Annotated in this window: 17 protein-coding genes; 4 read left to right on the top strand and 13 right to left on the bottom strand. The window is 65.2% G+C overall.

Annotated features, from left to right (window positions below; translation table 11 throughout):
* The first annotated feature begins 117 nt into the window (after positions 1–117).
* Positions 118–735, top strand: a complete 618-nt coding sequence (locus tag AB7008_RS16885; RefSeq protein WP_028169751.1) for a flavin reductase family protein — start codon at positions 118–120, stop codon at positions 733–735.
* 170 nt (positions 736–905) lie between these two features.
* On the opposite strand, the gene yghU is transcribed toward AB7008_RS16885, so the two are convergent.
* Positions 906–1,781, bottom strand: a complete 876-nt coding sequence (yghU, locus tag AB7008_RS16880) for a glutathione-dependent disulfide-bond oxidoreductase (RefSeq protein WP_248882032.1) — start codon at positions 1,779–1,781, stop codon at positions 906–908.
* Positions 1,782–1,957: 176 nt separating this feature from the next.
* Entirely contained in the window at positions 1,958–3,613 is a 1,656-nt protein-coding gene (locus tag AB7008_RS16875; RefSeq protein WP_304494650.1) for a flavin-containing monooxygenase, read from the bottom strand.
* A 254-nt stretch (positions 3,614–3,867) separates the two neighbouring features.
* Between AB7008_RS16875 and AB7008_RS16870 the strand changes: the two genes are divergently transcribed.
* Positions 3,868–5,001 carry a nitronate monooxygenase gene (locus AB7008_RS16870; RefSeq protein ID WP_441259110.1) on the top strand — a complete coding sequence of 378 codons (1,134 nt, stop codon included), beginning with the start codon at positions 3,868–3,870 and terminating at the stop codon, positions 4,999–5,001.
* Positions 5,002–5,185: 184 nt separating this feature from the next.
* Positions 5,186–6,697, top strand: coding sequence for an acetyl-CoA acetyltransferase (locus tag AB7008_RS16865; protein ID WP_441259109.1), 1,512 nt, complete (start codon positions 5,186–5,188; stop codon positions 6,695–6,697).
* 106 nt (positions 6,698–6,803) lie between these two features.
* Here AB7008_RS16865 and AB7008_RS16860 read toward each other — a convergent pair whose 3' ends face one another.
* The 6 genes from AB7008_RS16860 to ltnD all read right to left on the bottom strand — a co-directional run bounded on the left by AB7008_RS16860 (position 6,804) and on the right by ltnD (position 16,270).
* Positions 6,804–8,006 (bottom strand): efflux RND transporter periplasmic adaptor subunit, encoded by a 1,203-nt coding sequence (locus tag AB7008_RS16860; protein WP_028157152.1) that lies wholly within the window; start codon positions 8,004–8,006, stop codon positions 6,804–6,806.
* Entirely contained in the window at positions 7,993–11,172 is a 3,180-nt protein-coding gene (locus tag AB7008_RS16855; protein WP_014496889.1) for an efflux RND transporter permease subunit, read from the bottom strand. The genes AB7008_RS16860 and AB7008_RS16855 overlap by 14 nt, the downstream gene beginning before the upstream one ends.
* A 245-nt stretch (positions 11,173–11,417) precedes the next feature.
* Complete coding sequence (locus tag AB7008_RS16850) at positions 11,418–13,109, bottom strand: methyl-accepting chemotaxis protein (RefSeq protein WP_441259108.1); 1,692 nt, start codon at positions 13,107–13,109, stop codon at positions 11,418–11,420.
* 170 nt (positions 13,110–13,279) lie between these two features.
* Positions 13,280–14,557 (bottom strand): 3-oxo-tetronate kinase, encoded by a 1,278-nt coding sequence (gene otnK, locus AB7008_RS16845; RefSeq protein ID WP_441259107.1) that lies wholly within the window; start codon positions 14,555–14,557, stop codon positions 13,280–13,282.
* Positions 14,554–15,336 (bottom strand): 2-oxo-tetronate isomerase, encoded by a 783-nt coding sequence (gene otnI, locus AB7008_RS16840; RefSeq protein WP_441259106.1) that lies wholly within the window; start codon positions 15,334–15,336, stop codon positions 14,554–14,556. Before otnI ends, otnK begins: the two co-directional genes overlap by 4 nt.
* Before the next feature lie 16 nt (positions 15,337–15,352).
* Positions 15,353–16,270, bottom strand: coding sequence for an L-threonate dehydrogenase (gene ltnD, locus AB7008_RS16835; RefSeq protein ID WP_441259105.1), 918 nt, complete (start codon positions 16,268–16,270; stop codon positions 15,353–15,355).
* 105 nt (positions 16,271–16,375) lie between these two features.
* On the opposite strand from ltnD, the gene otnC reads away from it, so the two are divergent.
* Positions 16,376–17,062 (top strand): 3-oxo-tetronate 4-phosphate decarboxylase, encoded by a 687-nt coding sequence (otnC, locus tag AB7008_RS16830; protein ID WP_441259104.1) that lies wholly within the window; start codon positions 16,376–16,378, stop codon positions 17,060–17,062.
* A 181-nt stretch (positions 17,063–17,243) separates the two neighbouring features.
* Here the strand turns inward: otnC and AB7008_RS16825 are convergent, their stop codons facing one another.
* From AB7008_RS16825 to AB7008_RS16805, 5 genes are all read right to left on the bottom strand, one after another.
* Positions 17,244–17,948, bottom strand: coding sequence for an ABC transporter ATP-binding protein (locus AB7008_RS16825; RefSeq protein WP_041955813.1), 705 nt, complete (start codon positions 17,946–17,948; stop codon positions 17,244–17,246).
* Complete coding sequence (locus AB7008_RS16820) at positions 17,932–18,663, bottom strand: ABC transporter ATP-binding protein (protein WP_441259103.1); 732 nt, start codon at positions 18,661–18,663, stop codon at positions 17,932–17,934. The genes AB7008_RS16825 and AB7008_RS16820 overlap by 17 nt, the downstream gene beginning before the upstream one ends.
* Positions 18,660–19,643: a branched-chain amino acid ABC transporter permease gene (locus AB7008_RS16815; protein ID WP_014496897.1), complete on the bottom strand. Its 984-nt coding sequence runs from the start codon at positions 19,641–19,643 to the stop codon at positions 18,660–18,662. The genes AB7008_RS16820 and AB7008_RS16815 overlap by 4 nt, the downstream gene beginning before the upstream one ends.
* On the bottom strand, positions 19,643–20,521 hold the full coding sequence (locus AB7008_RS16810) for a branched-chain amino acid ABC transporter permease (RefSeq protein WP_014496898.1): 879 nt from the start codon (positions 20,519–20,521) through the stop codon (positions 19,643–19,645). Before AB7008_RS16810 ends, AB7008_RS16815 begins: the two co-directional genes overlap by 1 nt.
* A gap of 150 nt (positions 20,522–20,671) precedes the next feature.
* Complete coding sequence (locus AB7008_RS16805) at positions 20,672–21,916, bottom strand: ABC transporter substrate-binding protein (protein ID WP_028157145.1); 1,245 nt, start codon at positions 21,914–21,916, stop codon at positions 20,672–20,674.
* Positions 21,917–21,987 lie beyond the last annotated feature (71 nt).

The raw sequence follows: 21,987 nt of genomic DNA, 5'->3' as shown, positions 1-21,987 counted from the left end.
ACAGTCGGACTCGCGGAGAGTCCCCCTCACCCGAATTCGATCTGCTATCGAATTCGACCTCTCCCCGCAAGCGGGGCGAGGTGAAGAAAGCAAGCCTCCCCTCACCACGGAGCCACCATGGAATACGCCGCCAGCGACCTGACGCCACGCGAGCGCTACAAGGTGCTGACGTCCTTCATCCTGCCGCGGCCGATCGCGTGGGTGACTTCGGTCGGGCCGACCGGAATCGTCAACGCCGCGCCGTTCAGCTTCTTCAACGCATTCTGCGAAGATCCGCCGCTGTGCATGTTCGCGGCAAACCGGAAGCCCAACGGCCAGGACAAGGACACGTTTCTCAACATCCAGCGCACCGGCGAGTTCGTGGTCAACCTCGCCGACGAGCCGTTGGCGAAGGCCATGCACGAGAGCAGTGGCGACTTTCCCCCCGAAGTGGGCGAGCCCGACTATCTCGGGCTGAAGCTCGCACCGTCGACGAAGATCGCCGTACCGCGGCTCGCCGACACGCCCTGGGCGATGGAGTGCAAGCTCTGGAAGATGATCGACGTCAACGACGATCGCCGGCTGATCATGGGTGAAGGCATCCACTTCCATATCCGCGACGAACTGTGGGACGACAAGGCGATGCGGGTGCACATGGACCGCTATCACCCGATCGGCCGCATGTTCGCGGATCGCTACTGCCGCACGGATGATCGCGTGGTGTTCCCGGCGGCGGAAGGGGCGAAGGGGAAGTAGGCCGCGGGTACTTCTCTCACCTCGCCCCGCTTGCGGGGAGAGGTCGGATTGCATCGAAGAGGCAATCCGGGTGAGGGGGAGTCTCCGCGAGTCCCAGCTGTCACCGCCCTCGGGGAGACTCCCCCTCACCCCAACCCTCTCCCCGCAAGCGGGGCGAGGGAGTAAAGCACCTACGTCGCAGGCTCGATCTTGTCCTGCGTCTTGGTGTCGAAATCGCCGGCGTCGTGCCGCTCGTGGAGCTGGCTGGCGGGATCGCCGGAGACGCGGTTGACCATGCGGCCGCGCTTGACGGCCGGGCGCTTGGCGATCTGGTCGGTCCAGCGCTGCACGTGCTTGTAGTCCTGCACCGACAGGAATTCGCCGGCGCCATAGACCAGCCCCTTGGCGAGCGCGCCGTACCAGGGCCACACCGCGATGTCGGCGATGGTGTACTCATTGCCCGCGAGGTACTCGTTGTCGGCAAGGCGCCGGTCGAGCACGTCGAGCTGGCGCTTGACCTCCATCGCAAAGCGGTCGATGGCGTATTCGATCTTGGTCGGCGCGTAGGCGTAGAAGTGACCAAAACCGCCGCCGAGATAGGGTGCACTGCCCATCTGCCAGAACAGCCAGGACATCGCCTCGGTGCGGCTCTTGATGTCCTTCGGCAGGAAGGCGCCAAACTTCTCGGCGAGGTAGACGAGGATCGAGCCGGATTCGAACACCCTGACAGGCTCGGGACCGGAGCGATCCACCAGCGCGGGAATTTTCGAGTTCGGGTTGATGTCGACAAAGCCGCTGCCGAACTGGTCGCCATTGCCGATCCTGATCAGCCAGGCGTCGTATTCGGCGCCCTTGTGGCCGAGCGCCAGCAGTTCCTCCAGCATCACCGTGACCTTCACGCCATTCGGCGTCGCCAGCGAATAGAGCTGGAAGGGATGCTTGCCGACCGGCAGCTCCTTGTCGTGGGTGGGACCGGCGATGGGCCGGTTGATGCTGGCGAACTGCCCGCCGTTTTCCTTGTTCCAGGTCCAGACTTTGGGCGGCACGTAGGCGGGGGCGTCGGTCATGCGGGGGCTCCGGCGAAAAGATGCGCCTGCATTAATTAGCCCGCGAATGGCCGATGGCAAGGGCGCAGAAATGCATTGCCGGGCCGGGCAACTCTGCGTTTCGTCATGGCAGGCCACTTCCCCGCCGTCGTTCCGGGCTCACCGCCCCGCGACGACACCCCGGAACGACGGGACACCTAAGACGCCGCGGCCTGCGGCTGCTCGGCCCGCCCCAGCAAAAAGCCCTCATATCCCTTCGCCGCGACCTGGTCGCAGATCCGGCGGTAGACGCCGACGCCGCCGATATAGGGCATGAAGATGCGCGGCTTGCCGGGGATGTTGGCGCCCATGTACCAGGAATTGGCCTGCGGATAGAGCGTGCCGTGGGCGACCTCGTTGACATGGGCGACCCACTTGTCCTCGGCCTCCCCGCTTGCCTCCATGGTGGCAACACCCTGCCTGCGCATGTGGACGAGGCAATCGGCGATCCAGTCAACATGCTGCTCGATCGAGACGATCATGTTCGAGAGCACCGACGGACTGCCGGGGCCGGTGATGATGAAGAGGTTCGGAAAGCCCGCGCTCATCAGCCCGAGATAGGTCTTCGGGCCTTCCGCCCACTTCTCGTTCAGCGTCCGTCCGCCCGGGCCACTGATGTCGATCTTCGCGACCGAGCCGGTCATGGCATCGAACCCTGTCGCCATCACCAGTGCGTCGACCTCGTGATCCTTGCCTGCGACACGCACGGCATTCGCGGTGATCTCCTCGATCGGATTGGTCTTGATGTCGACCAGCGAGACGTTCGGCCGGTTGAAGGTCGCGAAATAATCCGAGTCGATGCAGATTCGCTTGGTGCCGATCGGATGGCTGTTGGGCTGCAGCAGCTTCGCGGTTTCGGGGTCCTTCACGATCTCGGCGATCTTGCCGCGCACGAAGTTCGCCGCGGTATCGTTCGCGGATCGCTCGAGGCCGAGATTGTTGTAGACATACATGAAGGTGAGCCCGCCGCGCTCCCAGCGCGCCGAATATTTGCCATTCCTGGTCTCGTCGCTGTCGTCGAGTGCGCCGCGATCGGGTTGCTCGGCGAAAATGCCGTTGCGTGCGACTTCGCGGGCGAAGCGGCGGATCTCCGGATAGGTCTTGCGGAAACTGTTGCGTTCTTCGTCGGTCAGCGCGGCGTTGCGCGCGGGAATCGAAAAATTCGCCGTGCGCTGAAACACGGTGAGATGTCGTGCCTGCTCGGCAATGATGGGGGCCGACTGGATACCCGATGAACCGGTGCCGATGAGGCCGACACGCTGACCGGTGAAATCGACCGGTTCATGCGGCCAGCTGCCGGTGTGGTAGACAGGTCCCTTGAAGCTCTCGAGGCCCTTGATGTCGGGCTTGCGCGCGTTCGAGAGGCAGCCGGTCGCGAGCACGATGAACTGCGCCTCAACCGTCTCGCCGTCGGACGTCGTTACCGACCAGCACTTCGCGCGTGCGTCGAACGCCGCGCGCTCGACGCGGGTGTCGAACTGGATGTCGCGGCGAAGATCAAAACGATCGGCGACGTGGTTGGCGTAGTCCAGGATCTCCGGCTGCGGCGCGTAGCGCTCGCTCCAGTCCCACTCCTGCTGAAGCTCTTCCGAGAACGAGTAGGAGTACTGCATGCTCTCGACATCGCAGCGCGCGCCGGGATAGCGATTCCAGTACCAGGTGCCGCCGACGCCACCACCCTGCTCATAGACGCGCGCCGAGAAGCCAAGACCGCGCAGACGGTGCAGCATGTACATGCCGGCAAAGCCCGCGCCGACGATGACCACGTCGTAGGCCTTCACGGTTCGGGCCGGACTCGCTTGCGCTTGCGACATCGGTTGGCGCTCCCTCGCTGTTTCTCTTTGTTTGCGCCAGCATTCTCAAAGGCCCACAAAAGCGCAAGAGGCAAATCGGCGGGCTCTGGTCTGTTTATTTTGTGCAGCGGAATGGCTCATCCGCCGCGTGGCGTCTGCACGCAAGATGCGCGACCAAATCCGGCTTGGCATCGCGGGTGACGATGAGCTAGCGTCGAAGCGCCTTCGCTCACGCAAAGCAACAACAGCAACGCGACGGCTGCCGGGAGAGAGCCATGAAATCGCCGATCTGCGACATGCTGGGCATCGAGTTCCCGCTGCTCGCCTTCAGCCATTGCCGCGACGTCGTTGCCGCCGTCAGTCGCGCCGGCGGCTTTGGCGTGTTGGGTGCCACCGTGCACACGCCTGACACGCTCGAACGCGAGCTGAAATGGATCGACGAGCACGTCGACGGCAAGCCCTACGGCATCGACGTGCTGATCCCCGAAAACATCTCGACCGCAGGCGAGAAGGACGTCACCTGGAAGAGCCTGGAGGCGCGCGTGCCGCAGGAGCACCGCGCCTACACGCGCGACCTCCTGAAGAAATACGATATCGAGCTGACGACAAGTGATGTGGCCGACAACCAGCCGCAACCGTTCGACGCGAAGACGGCAATTCAGCTGCTCGAGGTCTCTTTCAACCATCCGATCCGATTGATCGCCAACGCGCTGGGCGTGCCGCCGAAGGCGATGATCGAGATGGGCAGGAAGCACGGCGTGCCGGTTGCCGCCCTCGTCGGCGCCAAGGAGCATGCGTTGCGCCAGGTCGCCGCCGGCGTCGACATTCTCGTGGTGCAGGGCACCGAGGCCGGCGGCCATTGCGGCGAGGTCTCCACCCTGGTGCTGGTGCCGGAGGTGATCAAGGCGATTAAGAAGATCCGCGACGTGCCGGTGCTCGCGGCCGGCGGCATCATGACGGGACGGCAGATGGCCGCCTGCATGGCGATGGGCGCGGCCGGCGCCTGGACCGGTTCGGTGTGGCTCGCCACCGTCGAGGCCGAGACCACGGAGATCTTCCGCGAGAAGATGATCGCGGCGTCCTCGCGCGACGCGATCCGTTCGAAGGGGCGCACCGGCAAGCCAGCACGCCAGCTCCGCTCGGTCTGGACCGATGCCTGGGATCGCGCCCCGGAAAGCCCCGGCGCGCTGCCGATGCCGCTGCAAAGCATCATCAGCCGCGACGCATTCAACGCGATCGACCGCGCGGCGGCGAGCGGTAACGCCAAGGCGCGCGACCTCGTCAGCTATTTCGTCGGCCAGGGCGTCGGCCTGATCGACAGCGTGAAGTCGGCGGGTGCGGTGGTGCAGGAGTTCAAGGAAGAATTTGCCGAGGCCGTCGAGCACATGAATGCGCTGGTGGCGGAGTAATGGCCTGTGGCCGGAATAGAGTCCGTGGCTCATCCTTCGAGGCTCGCCAAGCGCCGCAAGCGTCGCTCGGCTCGCACCTCAGGATGACGCTTCATCCGTAGCCGTCACCCTGAGGTGGCCGCTTCTTCAGCGGCCCTCGAAGGGCGACGGCGTGCCGAAGACCCAGAAAGTGAACCAAGAAGAAATGACCAAGACCTCTATCCCGGAAGACCGCATCCCCGTCATCGTCGGCATCGGCGAGATCATCGACCGACCCAAGGAGATCACCGACGGCCTCGAGCCGTTGGATCTGCTCGAACAGGCGTTACGGCGGGCCGAGCAGGACGCCGGCGCAAAACTGCTTGGCGAGGTGCAGTCGCTCGACGTCGTCAACTTCCTGAGCTGGCGCTATCGCGATCCGGAAAAGCTTTTGGCGCAGCGACTCGGCATTGCGCCGGCGCATTGCTATTACGGCCCGGTCGGCGGTGAGAGTCCGATCCGCTACATCCACGAGGCGGCAAAGCGCATTGCGCGTGGCGAATGCACAGTGGCGGCAGTCTGCGGCGCGGAGGCGCAGTCGACCGCGACCAAGGCGGAGCGCGCCGGGGTCAAGCTACCCTGGACGCCGTTCGCCCATGACGTCGAGGAGCCCAAGCGTGGGGCGGCTTTCCAGAAGCCGCTGGCGGTGAAGCTCGGCGTGTTCCGTCCCGTCACCGTTTATCCATTCTATGAGTCCGCCTCCTCCGCCCATTGGGGCCAGACCCCGCGCGACGCCATGGCAGAGTCCGGCACCCTGTGGTCGCGCTACTCCGAGGCCGCCGCCGAAAATCCCAACGCCTGGCTGAAGCGGCGCTATGCGCCGGACGAGATCACGACGCCGACGGCGGACAACCGGCTGATCGCCTGGCCCTACAACAAGCTCATGGTCGCCAACCCCAGCGTCAACATGGGCGGCGCGCTGCTGCTCACCAGCCTCGCCAAAGCGCGCGCGGCCGGCATCGCGGAGGACAAGCTTGTCTACCCACTCGGCGGCGCCTCGGCCGAAGAACCGCGCGATTATCTCCTGCGCGATCAGTTCCATGAAAGCCATCCGCAGAATGCGGTATTGAAGGCGGCGATGGACCTCGCCGGCGGCGACGGCAAAAAGTTCGACGCGATCGAGCTCTATAGCTGCTTCCCCTGCGTGCCCAAGATGGCGCGGCGGACTCTGGGCCTCGAGGCCGACGTGCAGCCGACCGTGACCGGTGGCCTCACCTTCTTCGGCGCGCCGCTCAACACCTACATGACGCATGCGGCCTGCGCGATGGTGCGGCGTGTGCGCAATGGTGCCAAGCTCGGGCTGCTCTACGGCCAGGGCGGCTTCGTCACCAAGCACCACGCATTGGTGGTGTCGAAGACGCCGCGTGAGGCGCTGGCGCAGGAGACGAGCGTGCAGGCAGAGGCCGACCGCAACAAGCGCGCGGTGCCCGAGTTCGTCACGGAGGTCTCGGGCAGGGGCAAGGTCGAGAGCTTTACGGTGCTCTACGGCCGCGGCGGCGAGATCGAGCACGGCGTGGTGATGCTGCGGACGGAAGATGATCGACGTACGTTGGGGCGCATCGCGGCCAGCGATACCGCGACTCTGGCGCACTTGCTGAACATGGATCGCGTGCCGGTGGGTTCGCTCGGCGAGATCACGATGGCTGCGGATGGCGTGCCCGAGTGGCGGGTGGCGTAGCTTTCGTAGGGTGGGCAAAGGCGCTCTTGCGCCGTGCCCACCATTCTTCTTCCAATCACATGAAGACGGTGGGCACGCTTCGCTTTGCCCACCCTACGAGACCGCGCTAGCCCTTCGGCGCCTGCTTCTCCGACGCCGTCGCCGGCTTGCCCTTGGCGCCGGCACCCGTCACGCGAACCTGGTCGCCGTCGGAAAGGCCATCCGGCGGGGCCGTGATGACGCGGTCGTCGGGTGCGATGCCCGAGGCGAGTTCAACCTCCTTGCCGAGATCGCGCGCGATGGTCACGGTCTTGAATTGCACCTTGTCGTCCGCGCCGACGGTCGCGACACGCAGGCCGCTGCCGTTGAAGATCAGGGCGCTGGCGGGAATGCTCAGCGGCGCGGTGTCGCGCTGCAGGTTGAGCTTCACGCTGGCATAGCCGCCGGGCATCAACTCGCCGTTGGAATTGTCGAGCCGAAGCTGCATGCGGGTGGTGCCTGAGGCGACGTCGACGGCCTGCGAGGACGCCTCGACCGTCGCCTGGAATGTCCGGTTCGGGTATTCCGGCATGACCATGGTGGCCTTGGCGCCGATCTTGATCGCCGGCACGTAGTTCTGGGGAACGTTGACGTAAACGCGCAGCTTGGTGATGTCGGAGACCACGAACATCGCCGGGCCGGAGCCGCCGCCGGCGTTAATCAGCGCGCCGACGTCGGTATCGCGCGCCGTGACCACGCCGTCGAACGGCGCGGTGATCTTCTTGTAGCCGGCCAGCGCTTCCAGCCGCTCGACGTTGGCCTGGCCCGAATGGACGGCGGCGTTCTTGTTGGAGAGATCGGCGGTGCGCTCATCGATCTCCTGCGCCGAGACGAAGTTGGAGGCGACCAGCGTCTTGCGCCGGTTGAGCGTGGCTTCCGAGAGCCTGGCACTGGCCTGCTGGCTGGCGAGGTCGGCGCGAGCCTGAAGCAGTTGCTGGTCGAGGTCGGGCGCCTCGATCTCGGCGATCACCTGCCCCGCCTTGACGCGCGCGCCCATGTCGACGCTCCAGCTCTTCAGATAGCCGGAGACGCGCGCGAAGATCGGCGCGCGGTAATAGGCCTCGAGCCGGCCCGGCAGGTCGATGGTGGCGTTGAGAGCCTTCGCATTGGGCAGCGTCACGACGACGCTGGGAACGGCCTGATCGTCGGTCCATTCCTTCAGCTTGGAGCCCTGCTCCTCGCGGGCGCGAATGCCGGTGCCGACGACGAGGCCTGCCGCAATCAGCGCCACCACGCCGAAGATGCCCAGTTTCCGGTGCGACACCGGGGAGCGGGGTTCAGTGGGCGACATGCGGAGTCTCCAATGGGGCGGCGGCTTTGGCGCCTTGCTTCTTGTGTACCATACTGAACACCACGGGAACAAACATCAGCGTGGCGAAAGTTGCAAAGATCAGGCCGCCGATCACGGCGCGGCCAAGCGGCGCATTCTGCTCGCCACCCTCCCCGAGCCCCAGGGCCATCGGTGCCATGCCGATGATCATGGCAAGCGCGGTCATCAGCACCGGGCGGAACCGGACGAACCCGGCCTCGAGTGCAGCGGCGATGGGGTCACCGAGCTCCTCGTAGCGCTCGCGGGCGAAGGAGATCACCAGCACGCTGTTGGCGGTGGCAACGCCCATGCACATGATCGCGCCGGTCAGGGCGGGCACCGACAGCGTCGTCTCGGTCATGAACAGCATCCAGACGATGCCGGCGAGCGCGGCCGGCAGCGCCGTGATGATCACGAACGGATCGGACCAGGACTGGAAGTTCACGACGATCAGGAAGTAGATCAGCACGACGGCGCCGAGCAGACCGAACAGAAGACCGGTGAAGGCGCTGTTCATGGTCTGCACCTGGCCGAGCAGGACCACGGAGGAGCCCTTCGGCACGTCCTTGGCGGTGTCGGCGATCACCTGGCGGATGTCGGCGGCGACCGCGCCGAGATCGCGGCCCGAGGTCGTGGCAAAGATCTGCACCATCGACTGGATGTCGTATTGCGACACCACCGCGCTCGAGGTCGAGCGCTTGATGTCGGCAATGCCGCCGAGGATCGGCGATTGAGAATTGCCGGCGGCCGTGATCGGCAGCGTCTGGAGCGCGCTGAGCGAGTCGATCTGGTACTGCGGCGTCTGCATCACGATCGAGTAGGACACGCCGTTGTCGGGGTTGAGGTAGTAGGTCGGCGCCACCTGCGAGGAGCCGGCGAGATTGACCACAAGGCTGTTGGTGACGTCGCGCTCGGTCAGGCCGACATATTGCGCGCGGGTGCGGTCGACGTCGATGTTGAAGGTGGGATTGTTCGGCGACTGCTGGATGCGCGCATCGGCAACGCCCGGAATCCTGCGGACCTTCGCCAGCAGGCTGTTGGCGTAGGCAAAGTTGGCGTTGATGTTGGCGCCGCGGATCTGCAGGTCGATCGGCGCCGGCGCGCCGAAGTTCAGGATCTGGCTGACGATGTCTGCGGGGAGGAAGGCGAAGCTGACGCCGGGGAACAGGCGCGGCAGCTGCTCGCGCAGCACGCGCACGTGCTCTTCCGTCGGCTTGTGGCCCTCTTTCAGCTTGATCTGGATGTCGCCGTCCTGCGGGCCGATCACGCCCGTGTTGTTGTAGGTCATGTTGATGCCGGAGATCGGCATGCCGATGTTGTCGGTCAGCGTCTCGATTTCGCCGGGGATCAGCTTGCGGATCGCCTTCTGGACGTCGGCGAGCTGGTTGGCCGTCTCCTCCACGCGGGTGCCGACCTGGGTACGGACATGCATCAGGATATTGCCGGCATCGACCGCCGGGAAGAAGTTGCGCCCGAGGAACGGCACCAGCGCGAAGGACGCGCCGACCACGCAAAGGAAGCCGATCACGAACACCGCACGGTGCGCCAGCGCGAGCCCGAGGAAGTCATGGTAGCCGCCGCGGATGCGCTCGAACCGGGCCTCGAAACCGCGCTGGAACCAGACCAGCGGATTGCGCGACTTCGGCGGGCCGCCCTCGTGATGGACGTGTGCCTGCAGCAGATAGTTCGCCATGGTCGGCACCAGCGTGCGCGACAGGATGAACGACCAGATCATCGCGAACATCACGGCTTCGGCCATCGGCACGAACAGGAAGCGCGCGACACCGGAGAGGAAGAACATCGGCACGAACACGATGCAGATACAGAGCAGCGAGACGAAGGCCGGCGTCACGATCTGGTTGGCTCCGTCGAGGATCGACTGCTCGACCGGCTTGCCCTGCTCCAGATGGTAGTTGATGTTCTCGATGGTCACGGTGGCGTCGTCGACGAGGATGCCGACCGCGAGCGCAAGGCCGCCGAGCGTCATGATGTTCAGCGTCTCGCCGATCGCCGACAGCATGATGATGGCGCCGAGCACCGAGAGCGGGATCGAGACCGCGATGATGACCGTGGAGCGCCAGCTGCCGAGGAACAGCAGGATCATGACGCTGGTCAGCAGCGCGGCGATCACGCCTTCGACTGCGACGCCTTGAATCGCGCCGCGGACGAACACCGACTGGTCGCCGATGAAGCCGATCTTAAGCGCGTCCGGCAGCTGGTCCTTGACGTCGATCACCTTTTGCTTGATGCCGGCGATGATATCCAGCGTCGAGGTCGCGCCCGCCTTCAGCACCATCATCAGCACCGAGCGGTTACCGTCGACATGGACGATGTTGGTCTGCGGCGGATTGCCGTCACGCACGGTCGCGACGTCGCGCACATAGACCATCGCGCCGTTGACGGTCCTGATCGGCAGGTTGCCGAGCTCGTCGATCTTGAGCGGCGAGTTGTTGAGCTGGATGTTGTATTCGAACTGGCCGATCTTCTGGGTGCCGACCGGCGTGATCAGGTTTTGGGCGGCGAGCGCGTTGGCGACGTCCTGGCCCGACAGGCCGCGGGCCTGGAGCGCGGTCGGATCGAGGTCGATCTGGATTTGGCGCTGCTTGCCGCCGAACGGATACGGGATCGCCGCACCGGGCACCGTCACCAGCGGGGTACGCAGATTATTGATGCCGATATCGGCGAGGTTCTGCTCGGTCAGGCCATCGCCCGACAAAGCCACCTGGATGATCGGCACGGTCGATGCGGAGTAGTTCAGGATCAGGGGCGGCGTTGCGCCCGGCGGCATCTGCTTCAGCAGCGTCTGCGAGATCGCGGTGACCTGCGCGTTGGCGGTGCGGATGTCGACGTTCGGCTGGAAGAAGATCTTGATGATGCCAAAGCCGTTATAGGAGTTGGCGGTAATGTGCTCGATGTCGTTGACGGTCGTCGTCAGCGCGCGCTGGAACGGCGTGGTGATGCGACCGGACATCTGGTCCGGCGGCAGGCCGGTGTACTGCCAGACCACGCCGATCACGGGGATGCGGATGTCCGGGAAGATGTCGGTCGGCGTCCGCAGGGCCGCGAGCGGCCCGATGATCAGGAGCAGAAGCGCGAGCACGACAAACGTGTAGGGTCGGCTCAGGGCAATACGGACCAGAGCAATCATTGGTCAGGCAATTCCAAAATCGGGGACAGGGAACACGCCCCACGGGTTCCTAGAGCTGATTTACCCGAACACCGCGGAAATGGCCAACGACAGCGCCGCCCCGTGCGGTCACTTCCCTGCTATCGCACTGCGAAATCGCATTCCAGATATGCAGCCTGCGGCCGGAAGATTACGGAAGCGGCTCCCCCCACGTAAAAAAGCGGCGCCCGCAGGCGCCGCTTTCAGAACTCCGATCGTGTCCCGGCTCAGGCCGCGCGGACGTTGGTCAGGAACTTGCTGACCTCGGTCTTGAGGCGGCTCGAGTCGTTGGACAGCATCTGCGCTGCCGACAGGACCTGCGAGGAGGCCGTGCCGGTCTCGGTCGCGCCGCGCTGCACGTCGGTGATGTTGGAGGAGACCTGCTGGGTGCCCTGCGCCGCCTGCTGCACGTTGCGGGCGATCTCCTGGGTCGCTGCGCCCTGCTCTTCCACCGCAGCCGCAATCGCCGAGGAGATTTCGGAGAGACGCTCGATGGTCGAGGAGATCTCCTTGATGGCGCCGACCGAGTCATTGGTCGCCGCCTGGATGCCGGAGATCTGCTGGCCGATTTCGCCGGTCGCCTTGGCGGTCTGCTCGGCAAGCGCCTTCACCTCGGAGGCGACCACCGCGAAGCCGCGGCCGGCTTCACCGGCACGCGCCGCCTCGATGGTGGCGTTCAGCGCCAAGAGGTTGGTCTGGCCGGCGATGGTGTTGATCAGCTCGACGACGTCGCCGATGCGGGAAGCCGCCTTGGACAGCTCGCTGACGCGCTCGGTGGTGGCACGGGCCTGGCCGACGGCATCGCCCGCCATCCGCGCTGATTCCTGCACCTGACGGCTGATTTCGCCGACCGACGAGGCCATCTCCTCGGTGGCCGAGGCCACCGACTGCACGTTGGTCGAGGCTTCCTCCGAGGCCGCGGCGACCGTGGTCGCCATCCTCTGGGAGCGGTCGGCGGTCGAGGTCAGCGTCGAGGCGGAGGCTTCGAGCTGGGTCGAGGCCGACGACACGGTCTGGACGATCTCGCCGATCATCGTTTCGAAATCGCGGGTGATGCCGTCGACGCGGCGGCCGCGCTCGATCTTGGCTTCGGCATCGGCGGCGGCGGCCTCATCGGCGGCTTTCTTGGCGATCAGCGCCTCCTTGAAGATCTGGAGCACGTCGGCCATGGCGCCGATCTCGGTCTTCTCGCCGCGATGCGGGACTTCGGCGGAGAGGTCGCCCTTGCCGAGCGCCTGCATCGGCTGGATGATCGAGTTGATGCCGGCGGAGACGTCCTGGACCAGGTAGAAGCTGACGCCGATGCCGATGATCACGGCGGCGCCGAGGATGATCGAGACCAGCATGAAGGCATAGTAATAGCTGTCGGCGGCATCCTGGGCAGCCTGGTCGCCGCCCTTGGTGTTGAGCTCGATGTCCTTCGTCAGGACCTCATCCGACGCAAGGCCGATCTTGTTGACCGTCTTGGTGTTCAGCTCCTGCGCGTCATGCGGGACTTTGCCGGCCTCCTTGCGCGACAGCGCCATGACGTCTTCGGTGCCCTTCTTGTAGTCGTCCCAGAGCTTGGCCCATTCGTTGTACAGCCGGCGCTCCTCGGGCGAGGTGATCATCGGCTCGTAGGCCTTGCGGGACTTCGCGAGCGCCTCGATCACGGTGCCGGCCGTCTTTTCATTGGCGAGCTTGTCTTCCAGGGTCTCGGCCAGCATGTGCTGGCGAACGACGTTGCGGTAGGTGATGACGCTGGCCCGGAGTTCGCCGAGCACCCGGACGCTGGGCAGCCAGCTCGTGGTGATCTCGGTGGTGTTGGCGTTCATCGACCGCATCTTCGTGACGGCGAGCAGGCCCATGCCGGTCATCGCGACCAGCAGGAACGCCACGACACTGATGATCTTGGCGCGAATGGAGATGGTGGCGAACATAATCGGGTCTCGTTGTGCTGGCGCGGGCGCGCGTCCGGGAGGTCTTAAGAATCAACCAAAAGGAGCGACGCCGACATCAGACAACAGAGCGACTGAGCAGATGTTAACTACGACTCCGTTCGAGTACGGAGCCTGAAAGAAATGAACAGGCAGCTAAGAACGCCCTGCGCTCAGCGCATGAGCCCAAGCGCGTCCGCGAAGAATTCCGGCCCGCCGAAATTTCCGGACTTCAGCGCGAGCAGCATATCGCCTGCTTCAGCGCCGACGGCGCGCAGCACCGGGACGCCCGCAGCGATCTCCGCGCCGACCAGGAAGCCGGGAATCCCGAGGCGATCGACGACGGCGCCGGAGGTCTCGCCGCCAGCCACGACCAGCCGCCTGACGCCTGATTTAACTAGGTTTTCCGCAATGTCGGCCATCGCCTGCTCGATGGCGTGACCGGCCGCATCGCGGCCGTGGCGCGCCTGCAAGGCGGCGACCTGATCGGGTGTCGCGCTCGACGCGATCAGGACCGGACCGTCGGCAAGTCGCGGCTTGGCCCAGGCGATCGCGCGCTGCACTTCGTCCGCTCCCGTAAGAATACGGTCCTGATCGAGATGGAGCACCGCCATGACTCGTTCGGCATTGGCGATCTGCTGAAGCGTCGCCTGCGAGCAGCTTCCGGCGAGGCAGGCTGCCGGTCCGCCGACGGCGGCGTCCGCGCCGCCGCTGCCAGCAGCCGACTTGACCTTGCCCGTCGAGACCAGAGCCCGCGCCAGTCCGAGGCCGATGCCGGAGGCGCCGACCGACAGCCGATGCTGGGCAGCGACGAGGCCGATGGTCTCGAGGTCGCGGTCGAACACGGCATCGATGATCGCGGCTCCGGTGCCCTTGCCTGATAATTCGCCGAGCCGAGCCCGCACAGCCTCCGCGCCGCGGGTGACGGTCGCGAGGTCGACCAGGCCGACCTGCGTCTTGCTCTGGCGTGCGAGCACACGCACCAGGTTGGAATCGCGCATCGGGTTGAGCGGATGGTCCTTGAGCGGGCTCTCGTTCAGCGGCACGGCGCCGACGAACAGATTGCCCTGATAGACCGTGCGGCCGGTCTCCGGGAAGGCCGGCGTCACCAGCACGACGGCCTCGCCGCTATCGGCGCGCAGCGCGTCCATCACCGGGCCGATATTGCCCGCATCGGTGGAATCGAAGGTCGAGCAGACCTTGAACAGCACATGACGCGCCCCGCGGCCACGCAGCCATTTCTCCGCCGCGCGCGAGCGCGACACGGCAAGGCCTGCCTCGATCGAGCGGCTCTTCAGCGACACCACGACGGCGTCGACTTCGGGCAGCGCGAGATCGTCAGCAGGCACGCCGATGGTCTGCACGGTACGTAGGCCCGCGCGCGTCAGCGTGTTGGCGAGATCGGAGGCGCCGGTGTAGTCGTCGGCGATGCAACCCAGTGCGAGCGTCACGGCTTCACTCCCGCATAAGGCTTGAACCAGGCGAGGCCATCGGTGGTCTTGCCGCGCGGATTGTATTCGCAACCGACGAAGCCGGTATAGCCGAGCCGGTCGAGCTCGGTGAACAGGAACGGATAGTTCAGCTCCTCGCCGTCGGGCTCGTTGCGCGAAGGAATGCTGGCGATCTGGATGTGGCCGATGATCGGCATCATCTCGCGCAGGCGCATGGTGACGTCGCCGTGGATGATCTGGCAGTGATAGATGTCGAACTGGAGCTTCAGGTTCGGAAGTCTCAGCTCTTGAATTAGATCGCGCGCGAAGCCGAAATCGTTGAGGAAGTAGCCGGGCACGTTGCGCGCATTGATCGGCTCGAGCACGATGTCGATGCCGTGCGGAGCGAAGAACTCCGCAGCCCACGCCACCGACTTGTAGAACGCCTCGATCGCGACGCGCTCGCCGCGGTTGGCAATGCCCGCCATCAAGTGCAGCCGCTTGACACCGGTCGCCTTGGCGTAAGGCAACGCGGTCTCCAGGCTCGCCTTGAGATCGGCGAAGCGCGCCGGCAGCGCCGCAAAGCCTTTCTCGCCGGCATTCCAGTCGCCCGGCGGCAGGTTGAACAGCGCCTGCGTCAATCCGTTACGCTTGAGCCGCTCGCCGACCACTTCGGCCGGATGCTCGTAGGGAAAGAGGAATTCGACCGCGGTGAAGCCCGCTTGCGCGGCGGCGTCGAAACGGTCGAGGAACGGCACCTCGGTGAACATCATCGAGAGATTGGCGGCGAAACGGGGCATCGGAATCCTCTTGGCTTTACTTGTCGCCGGGAAGTTTTACGCCGGTGACCTGCGCATACATGCGTGCGACCGAGGCGTCGTCATCGCGGCCCATGCCGGCAGCTGACGTCATCAGGAACATCTGGAGAGCGGCGGCCGAGACCGGCACCGGGAATCGGGCACTGCGCGCCATGTCCTGGATAATGCCGAGGTCCTTGACGAAGATCTCGACCGCGCTGCGCGGCGTGTAATCGCCGTCGAGCACGTGCGGCATGCGGTTCTCGAACATCCAGGAATTGCCGGCGGAGGCCGTGATCACCTCATAGACCTTGCGGATGTCGAGACCCTGCTTGGCCGCGAACGCCATCGCTTCGCTGGCGGCGGCGATATGCACACCGGCGAGCAACTGGTTGATCATCTTGAAGGCGGCGCCCTGCCCTGCGGCATCGCCGAGCTCGTAGAGTTTTGCGGCCATGGCATCGAGCGCCGGCCGTGCCTTTGCAAAGGCAGCGGGACTGCCGGAGGCAAGGATCGTCAGCTCGCCTTGGGCCGCGCGCTGCGCGCCGCCGGAGATCGGCGCATCCAGATAGTGACGGCCGGTCGCCTCCAACTGCTTTGCGAGGCGACGGGCTACATCCGGGTCCATGGTGGCGGAGGACAGGAAGACGCTGTCCTTCGGCAGGGTCTCGGCGGCGCCATCCTTGCCGAACAGGATGGTCTCGGTCTGCGCGGCATTGACGACGACGCTGACGACGATGTCGGCGCCCTTGGCCGCCTCCGCCGGCGTGCTGGCGCCCGCGCCGCCGTCCTTCACGAAACGCGCCACCGCGTCAGCCGAGACGTCGCAGCCGGTCACGGCATGACCGGCGCGCTTCAGCGAGGTCGCCATGCCGAACCCCATCGAGCCGAGCCCGATGACGGCGATACGCTGTTTTTGTGACGTGGAGGCGGACATGCAACTGACCCTTGCGAACGTTTCCTGGACGGCCGCCCTTTGCGGCGGCTCACTGATCCGAATAACACGGCTTGGCCGTGCTGCCAAAGCGTGAGACAAGCGGGCATGACGGCCATGAAAACTGAAACGAGCAACGAGACAAGGCTGCGTGAGGATATCTGCCGCTTCGGACGGTCCTTGTTCGAGCGCGGGCTGACGCCGGGCTCCTCCGGCAATATCAGCGTCAGGCTGGACGGCGGCGGCTGGCTGGTGACCCCGACCAACGCCTCGCTCGGCTTCCTCGATCCCGCGAAACTGTCGCGGCTGGACGATCAGGGCCGGCTGGTTTCGGGCGATGCGCCGACCAAGGAAGTTCCGCTGCACACCGCGCTCTACGACACACGCGGGAGTGCACGGGCGATCGTGCATCTGCACTCCACCCATTCGGTCGCGCTTTCGATGCTGCCCGAGATTGACCCGCGCGCCGCGCTGCCGCCGATGACGGCTTATTATCTGATGAAATGCGGCGCCACCGCACTCGTGCCCTATTACCGCCCCGGCGATCCCGCGGTGGCGGATGCGATCAAGGGACTGGCGGGCAATTATTCATCCGTGCTGCTCGCCAATCACGGCCCGGTGGTCGCCGGCGACACGCTGGAGGCTGCCGTGTTCGCGACGGAGGAGCTGGAGGAGACGGCGAAGCTGTACCTGCTGCTGCGCGGGATGAACCCGCGGTATCTGTCGCCGGAGCAGGTGACGGATCTGGTGAAGGTGTTCGGCGTGACGCTGCCGGAGCATGGGCACGAGCATTAGGTGGCGCGCGGTCATGGGCGGGATAGAGTCCTCCGTTCACCGCCGTCATTCCCCGCGAAGGCGGGGAATCCAGTACAATGCGGCTTCTCCGTATCCCATTGACGTCTCGGAATACTGGATCGCCCGCCTTCGCGGGCGATGACACCGAGTGCGTGGGACGTAAGTGCCCAACACCTTGTGGCTACAGCCCCAGATACGCCTTGCGCACATCCGGATTGCCCCTGATCTCCGCTGCGGGGCCCTGCATCAGCACGCGGCCGGTTTGCAGGATGTAGGCGCGATCGGCAATTTCGAGGCACTCGGCCATGCGCTGCTCGACGATCAGCACGGTCATGCCGGCGTCGCGGATGCGCAGTACCGCCTGGAAGATTTCGTCGACCAGCTTCGGCATGATGCCTTGCGAGGGCTCGTCCAGCATCAACAGCCGCGGGCGCGTCATCAGCGCGCGGCCGATGGCGAGCATCTGCTGCTCGCCGCCGGACAGCGTCTCGGCGCGTTGCTCCAAACGTTCCTGGAGACGCGGGAACAGCGTGAACACGAGATCGAGCGGCCCCTCGCGGTCGGCGTCACCGCGGTACAGATAACTGCCGAGGCGCAGATTGTCGCGCACCGACAGACGCGGAAACAGGCGGCGGTTCTCCGGCACATAGGCGATGCCGGTGGCGGTGACATGATGCTGCGCCATGCCGTCGAGACGCTTGCCGTCGAACGTCACCGTGCCCGAACGCGGGCGCTCGGCGCCGGCGATGGATTTGAGCAGCGTCGACTTGCCCGCGCCATTGGCGCCGGCGACGCAGACGATCTCGCCCTTCTGGACCTCGATCGAGACCGCGGAGATCGCGACCAGACCCTGATAGGCGGTCGTGACTTCATGCACCGATAGCATGACGATCTCCCAGATATGCGCTGATCACCTTGGGATCGCGGACGACGTCGGAAGGCTTACCCTCGACCAGCACCTTGCCGAGGTCGAGCACGATGGCGCGGTCGACCAGCGGCATCACGATCTCCATGACATGCTCGACCATCAAAACGGTGATGCCGGCATCGCGCACCTTGCGCACCAGCGCGACGCCGGTCTGCGCCTCGGTCGGCGTCAGGCCGGTGAGGACTTCGTCCAGCAGCAGCAGCTTCGGTTCGGTCGCCAGCGCCCGGGCGACTTCGAGGCGGCGCTTCTCGGCCGGCACGAGGTCGCTCGCGAGCACGTCGGCGCGCGCGGCAAGGCCGGTGAATTCGAGCACCTCATGCGCCTTACGGCGTGCCTCGCGCATCACGGTGTTGCGCACGAGAGCACCGACGATGACGTTGTCGATGACGGTCATGGTCTCGAAGCTCTTGACTACCTGGAAGGTGCGCCCGACGCCACGCTGGCAGCGCTCGGCCGCCGGCATGTTGGTGACATCCTCGCCGTCGAACCAGATCGACCCTTGAGTCGGCGGCAGAACGCCGGCGATCAGATTGAACAGCGTCGACTTGCCGGCGCCGTTCGGCCCGATCAGACCGACGATCTCGCCGCGGCCGACCGAGATCGAGACATCGCTGTTGGCGATGAGGCCGCCGAACCGCTGCCAGACGCCGCGGATTTCAAGGAGCGCAGTCATCGCGTGGCTCCTTTTGCTTTCGAACGGGAGAACAGGCTCACCAGACCGCGCGGCAGGGCAAGCGAGATCGCGACGATCAGGGCGCCGTAGACGATGAGGTCAACGCCACGGCCTGAGCCGCCGATATAGGAGCGCGTCAGCTCCGTCATCGGGATCAGGATGGCCGCCCCAAGCACAGGCCCCCAGAGGGTGCCGATGCCGCCGAGCACGGCCGGCAGCGCCATCAGCAGCGAGAACTGGAAGCCCATCACGCTTTCAGGGTCGATATAGGCAAGAAACTGCGCATAGAACGCGCCGCCGATGGCGACGAGGAAGGCGGAGACCGCGGCCGCGCCCATCTTGGAGTTGAACACGACGACGCCGAGGCTCTCGGCCGCTTCCGGATTGTCCTTCACCGCGCGCCACCAGAACCCCCATTTTGAATCTTCGAGCCACCAGGTGACGAACCAGGCGAGGCTGCACAGCACCAGCGCGAAATAGAAGTACGGCAGCTTGCTGCGCATGAACTGGAATTTCAGCCAGCTGTCGCCGCGCACGGGAACGGTGATTCCCATCGCAGCCCCCGCCCATTCCCAGTTCTGGAACAAGAGCAGTCCGATCTCGGCGATGACGATGGTCGCGATCACGAAGTAATGGCCGCGCAGGCGGAAGAAGGGATAGCCGAGCCCCATTGCGATGATCGCCGCAATCACGCCGCCGGCGAGCATGCCGAACCAGGGCAGCACGCCGAACTTGGTGAACAGCAGCTCGGTGGTGTAGGCGCCGATGCCGAAATAGAGCGCGTGTCCCAGCGAGATCTGCCCGCAATAGCCGGACAGGATGTTCCAGCTCTGCGACAGCGCCGCATACATCAGGGTCAGGATCAGGATGTTCTGGACGTAAACATCCTTGATCAACAGCGGAGCCAGCGCTGCGAGCCCGGCCAGCACTGCGGCGATGATGAGGTCGCGGCGGCGCCGCGCTGCAAAGGCCTTGTCCATCACATCGACCCGAACAGGCCGCGCGGCCGGATGAAGACGACGAGGAGATAGACGGCATAAATGCCGACGGACTTCAGCGATGGCGGCAGCACCAGCGCGGTCACCGCTTCGACCAGGCCGACAATGATGCCGCCGGCGAAGGCGCCGAACACGCTGCCGAAGCCGCCGAGCGCCACGGTCACGTAGGCGATCAGCGCGAACGACGCGCCGACATCGGGATAGATGTAGAAGAACACCGCCATGATCGCACCGGCGAGACCGACTAGGGCGGCGCCGAGGCCCCAGCCGAACGCGAACACGCGATTCTTGTCGATGCCGACGAGCGCGACGGCGCCGGGATCCTCGCGGGTGGCTTCCAACGCGCGGCCGAAGTCGGTGCGGTGGATGAAGAGGTAGAGCCCGGCGAAGGCCGCGATCGAGACCAGCGCGCCGACCAGTTGCGGCTCCGGCAGGAAGATGCCGGCGACCGAGATGGTTTTACCGCCGAGCCAGGACTGTGGAATGCTGCGATAGTCCGGCGTGAAGAAGTACTGCGCGAGGCCGCGCATCACGATCGCAAGGCCGAAAGTCGTGAAGATCTGCACCATGCCGGCATTGGCCTTGGCCCGCATGGCGAAGCGTACAAGGAGCAGATAGACCACCGCTCCGAACACGAACATCGCCGCGGCGACCAATGGGGCCGACAGCAGGGGATCGATCGCGAAGAACGCGAACAGGAAGAAGGACAGGTACATCGCGATCATCAGGAACTCGCCATGGGCGAAGTTCGTGACGTCCATCAGGCCGAAGATCAGCGCGAGGCCGACCGCGATCAGTCCGTAGAGCAGGCCCATCAGAAGGCCGCTCGCGAGACTCTGGATAATGGCTTGAGCTGTCAAAAGTCGTCCCCCGAAATAGATCCTCATCCTGAGGAGCGCGCACCGGCGCGCGTCTCGAAGGATGGCCCAGCCCTCGTCCTTCGAGACGCGGGCTTCGCCCGCTCCTCAGGATGAGGGCGGGAGCTACGTCCGAGCTCCCGCTTCCCAATCTTACTTCATCGGCCAGATCGCTTCGGCGATCGCGGCCTGCGGCGGGAAGATGGTGACGAACTTGCCGCCGACATATTGCAGCAGCACTGGGTCGGCGTCGTTGTTCTGGCCGGCTTCGTCGAACTTGACGCGCTTCCAGGGCATGATGGTCTGCTCGCCCGGGATGTCGGTCGCGGCCAGTGCATCGCGGATCTTCTCGCCGTCGGCCGACTTGGCGCGGTTGATGGCGTCGGCCAGGATGATCAGGCCCATGAACTGGCGCGAGGTGAGGTCGTTGAAGTCCTTGCCCGAGCGCGCCTTGAACATCTCGTTGATCTTGCCGACCATGGGACGCTTCTGCGCGAGATCGAGCGAGAAGGTGCCGCGCGAGATCACGCCTTCGAGCTTGTCGCCGACGGCGTCATAGAGCGCCTTCTCCGAGAAGCCGGCGTCCTGCGCCACGATCGCGTTCGGCTTGTAGCCCAGCTCGGCCATGGTCTTGACCAGCAGGATGCCGTCCGTGGTGTAGCTCGACGGCATCAGCACGTCGGCATTGGCGGTCTTGAGCTGCTGCACCTCGGCCGAGAGCGAGGGCGAGTTGGCGCGATACTTGATGTCGGTGACGATCTTGTAGCCGCGCTCGCCGGCGATCTTGGCCTGGGCGTTGCCGGAATCGGTGCCGAAGATGGTATCCTCGTGGAACAGGGACAGCGTCTCGATCTTGGTGCCCTTCTTCTTCAAGGCATCGAAGAAGTCGAACATCGCAGCCGAGTACATCTCGTCATGCGGGGCGGCGCGGAAGTAATATTTGAGGCCGCGGCGATGCAGGCTCGGCGAAGAGTTGTCGGCCGAGACGAACGGGATCTGGTAGCGTTCGCAGATCTGGCTGACGGTAACGGCGACCGCGCTCTGATAGGTGCCGATGATCGCGGCGACCTTCTCCTGCGTGATCAGACGCTCGGCTTCGGCGCGGCCCTTTTGCGGATCGGCCTGATGGTCGGCGAACACGAGGCGGACTTTTGCGCCGCCGAGACCCGGCAGACCCTCGCCCTTGGCCAGCGGCAGATCGAAATCGGTGTCCTTGTTGATGACTTCGAGCGCGGTCTCATAGGCCTTCTGCGCGTCGACGCCCTGCTGCGCGCTGCCGCCAGAGAACGGATAGATGACGCCGATCACGACTTCCGAGGTCTGGGCGCGTGCAGCGAGCGGCACCAGCGCGGCAGTGGCGGTGGCACCGAGCAGCACGTCACGGCGAGAGATCGTCATGGCAAAGTCCCCTGTTACTAAATTTCGACTGATCGAATGGAGCGATTGATGGATGCGGTAAAGCCCGAAGA

Origin of the sequence: Bradyrhizobium sp. 521_C7_N1_3 (assembly GCF_052075975.1) — a bacterium.
In the GTDB taxonomy this organism is placed as follows: domain Bacteria; phylum Pseudomonadota; class Alphaproteobacteria; order Rhizobiales; family Xanthobacteraceae; genus Bradyrhizobium; species Bradyrhizobium japonicum.
This window is presented reverse-complemented; position numbering and strand designations above follow the sequence as displayed.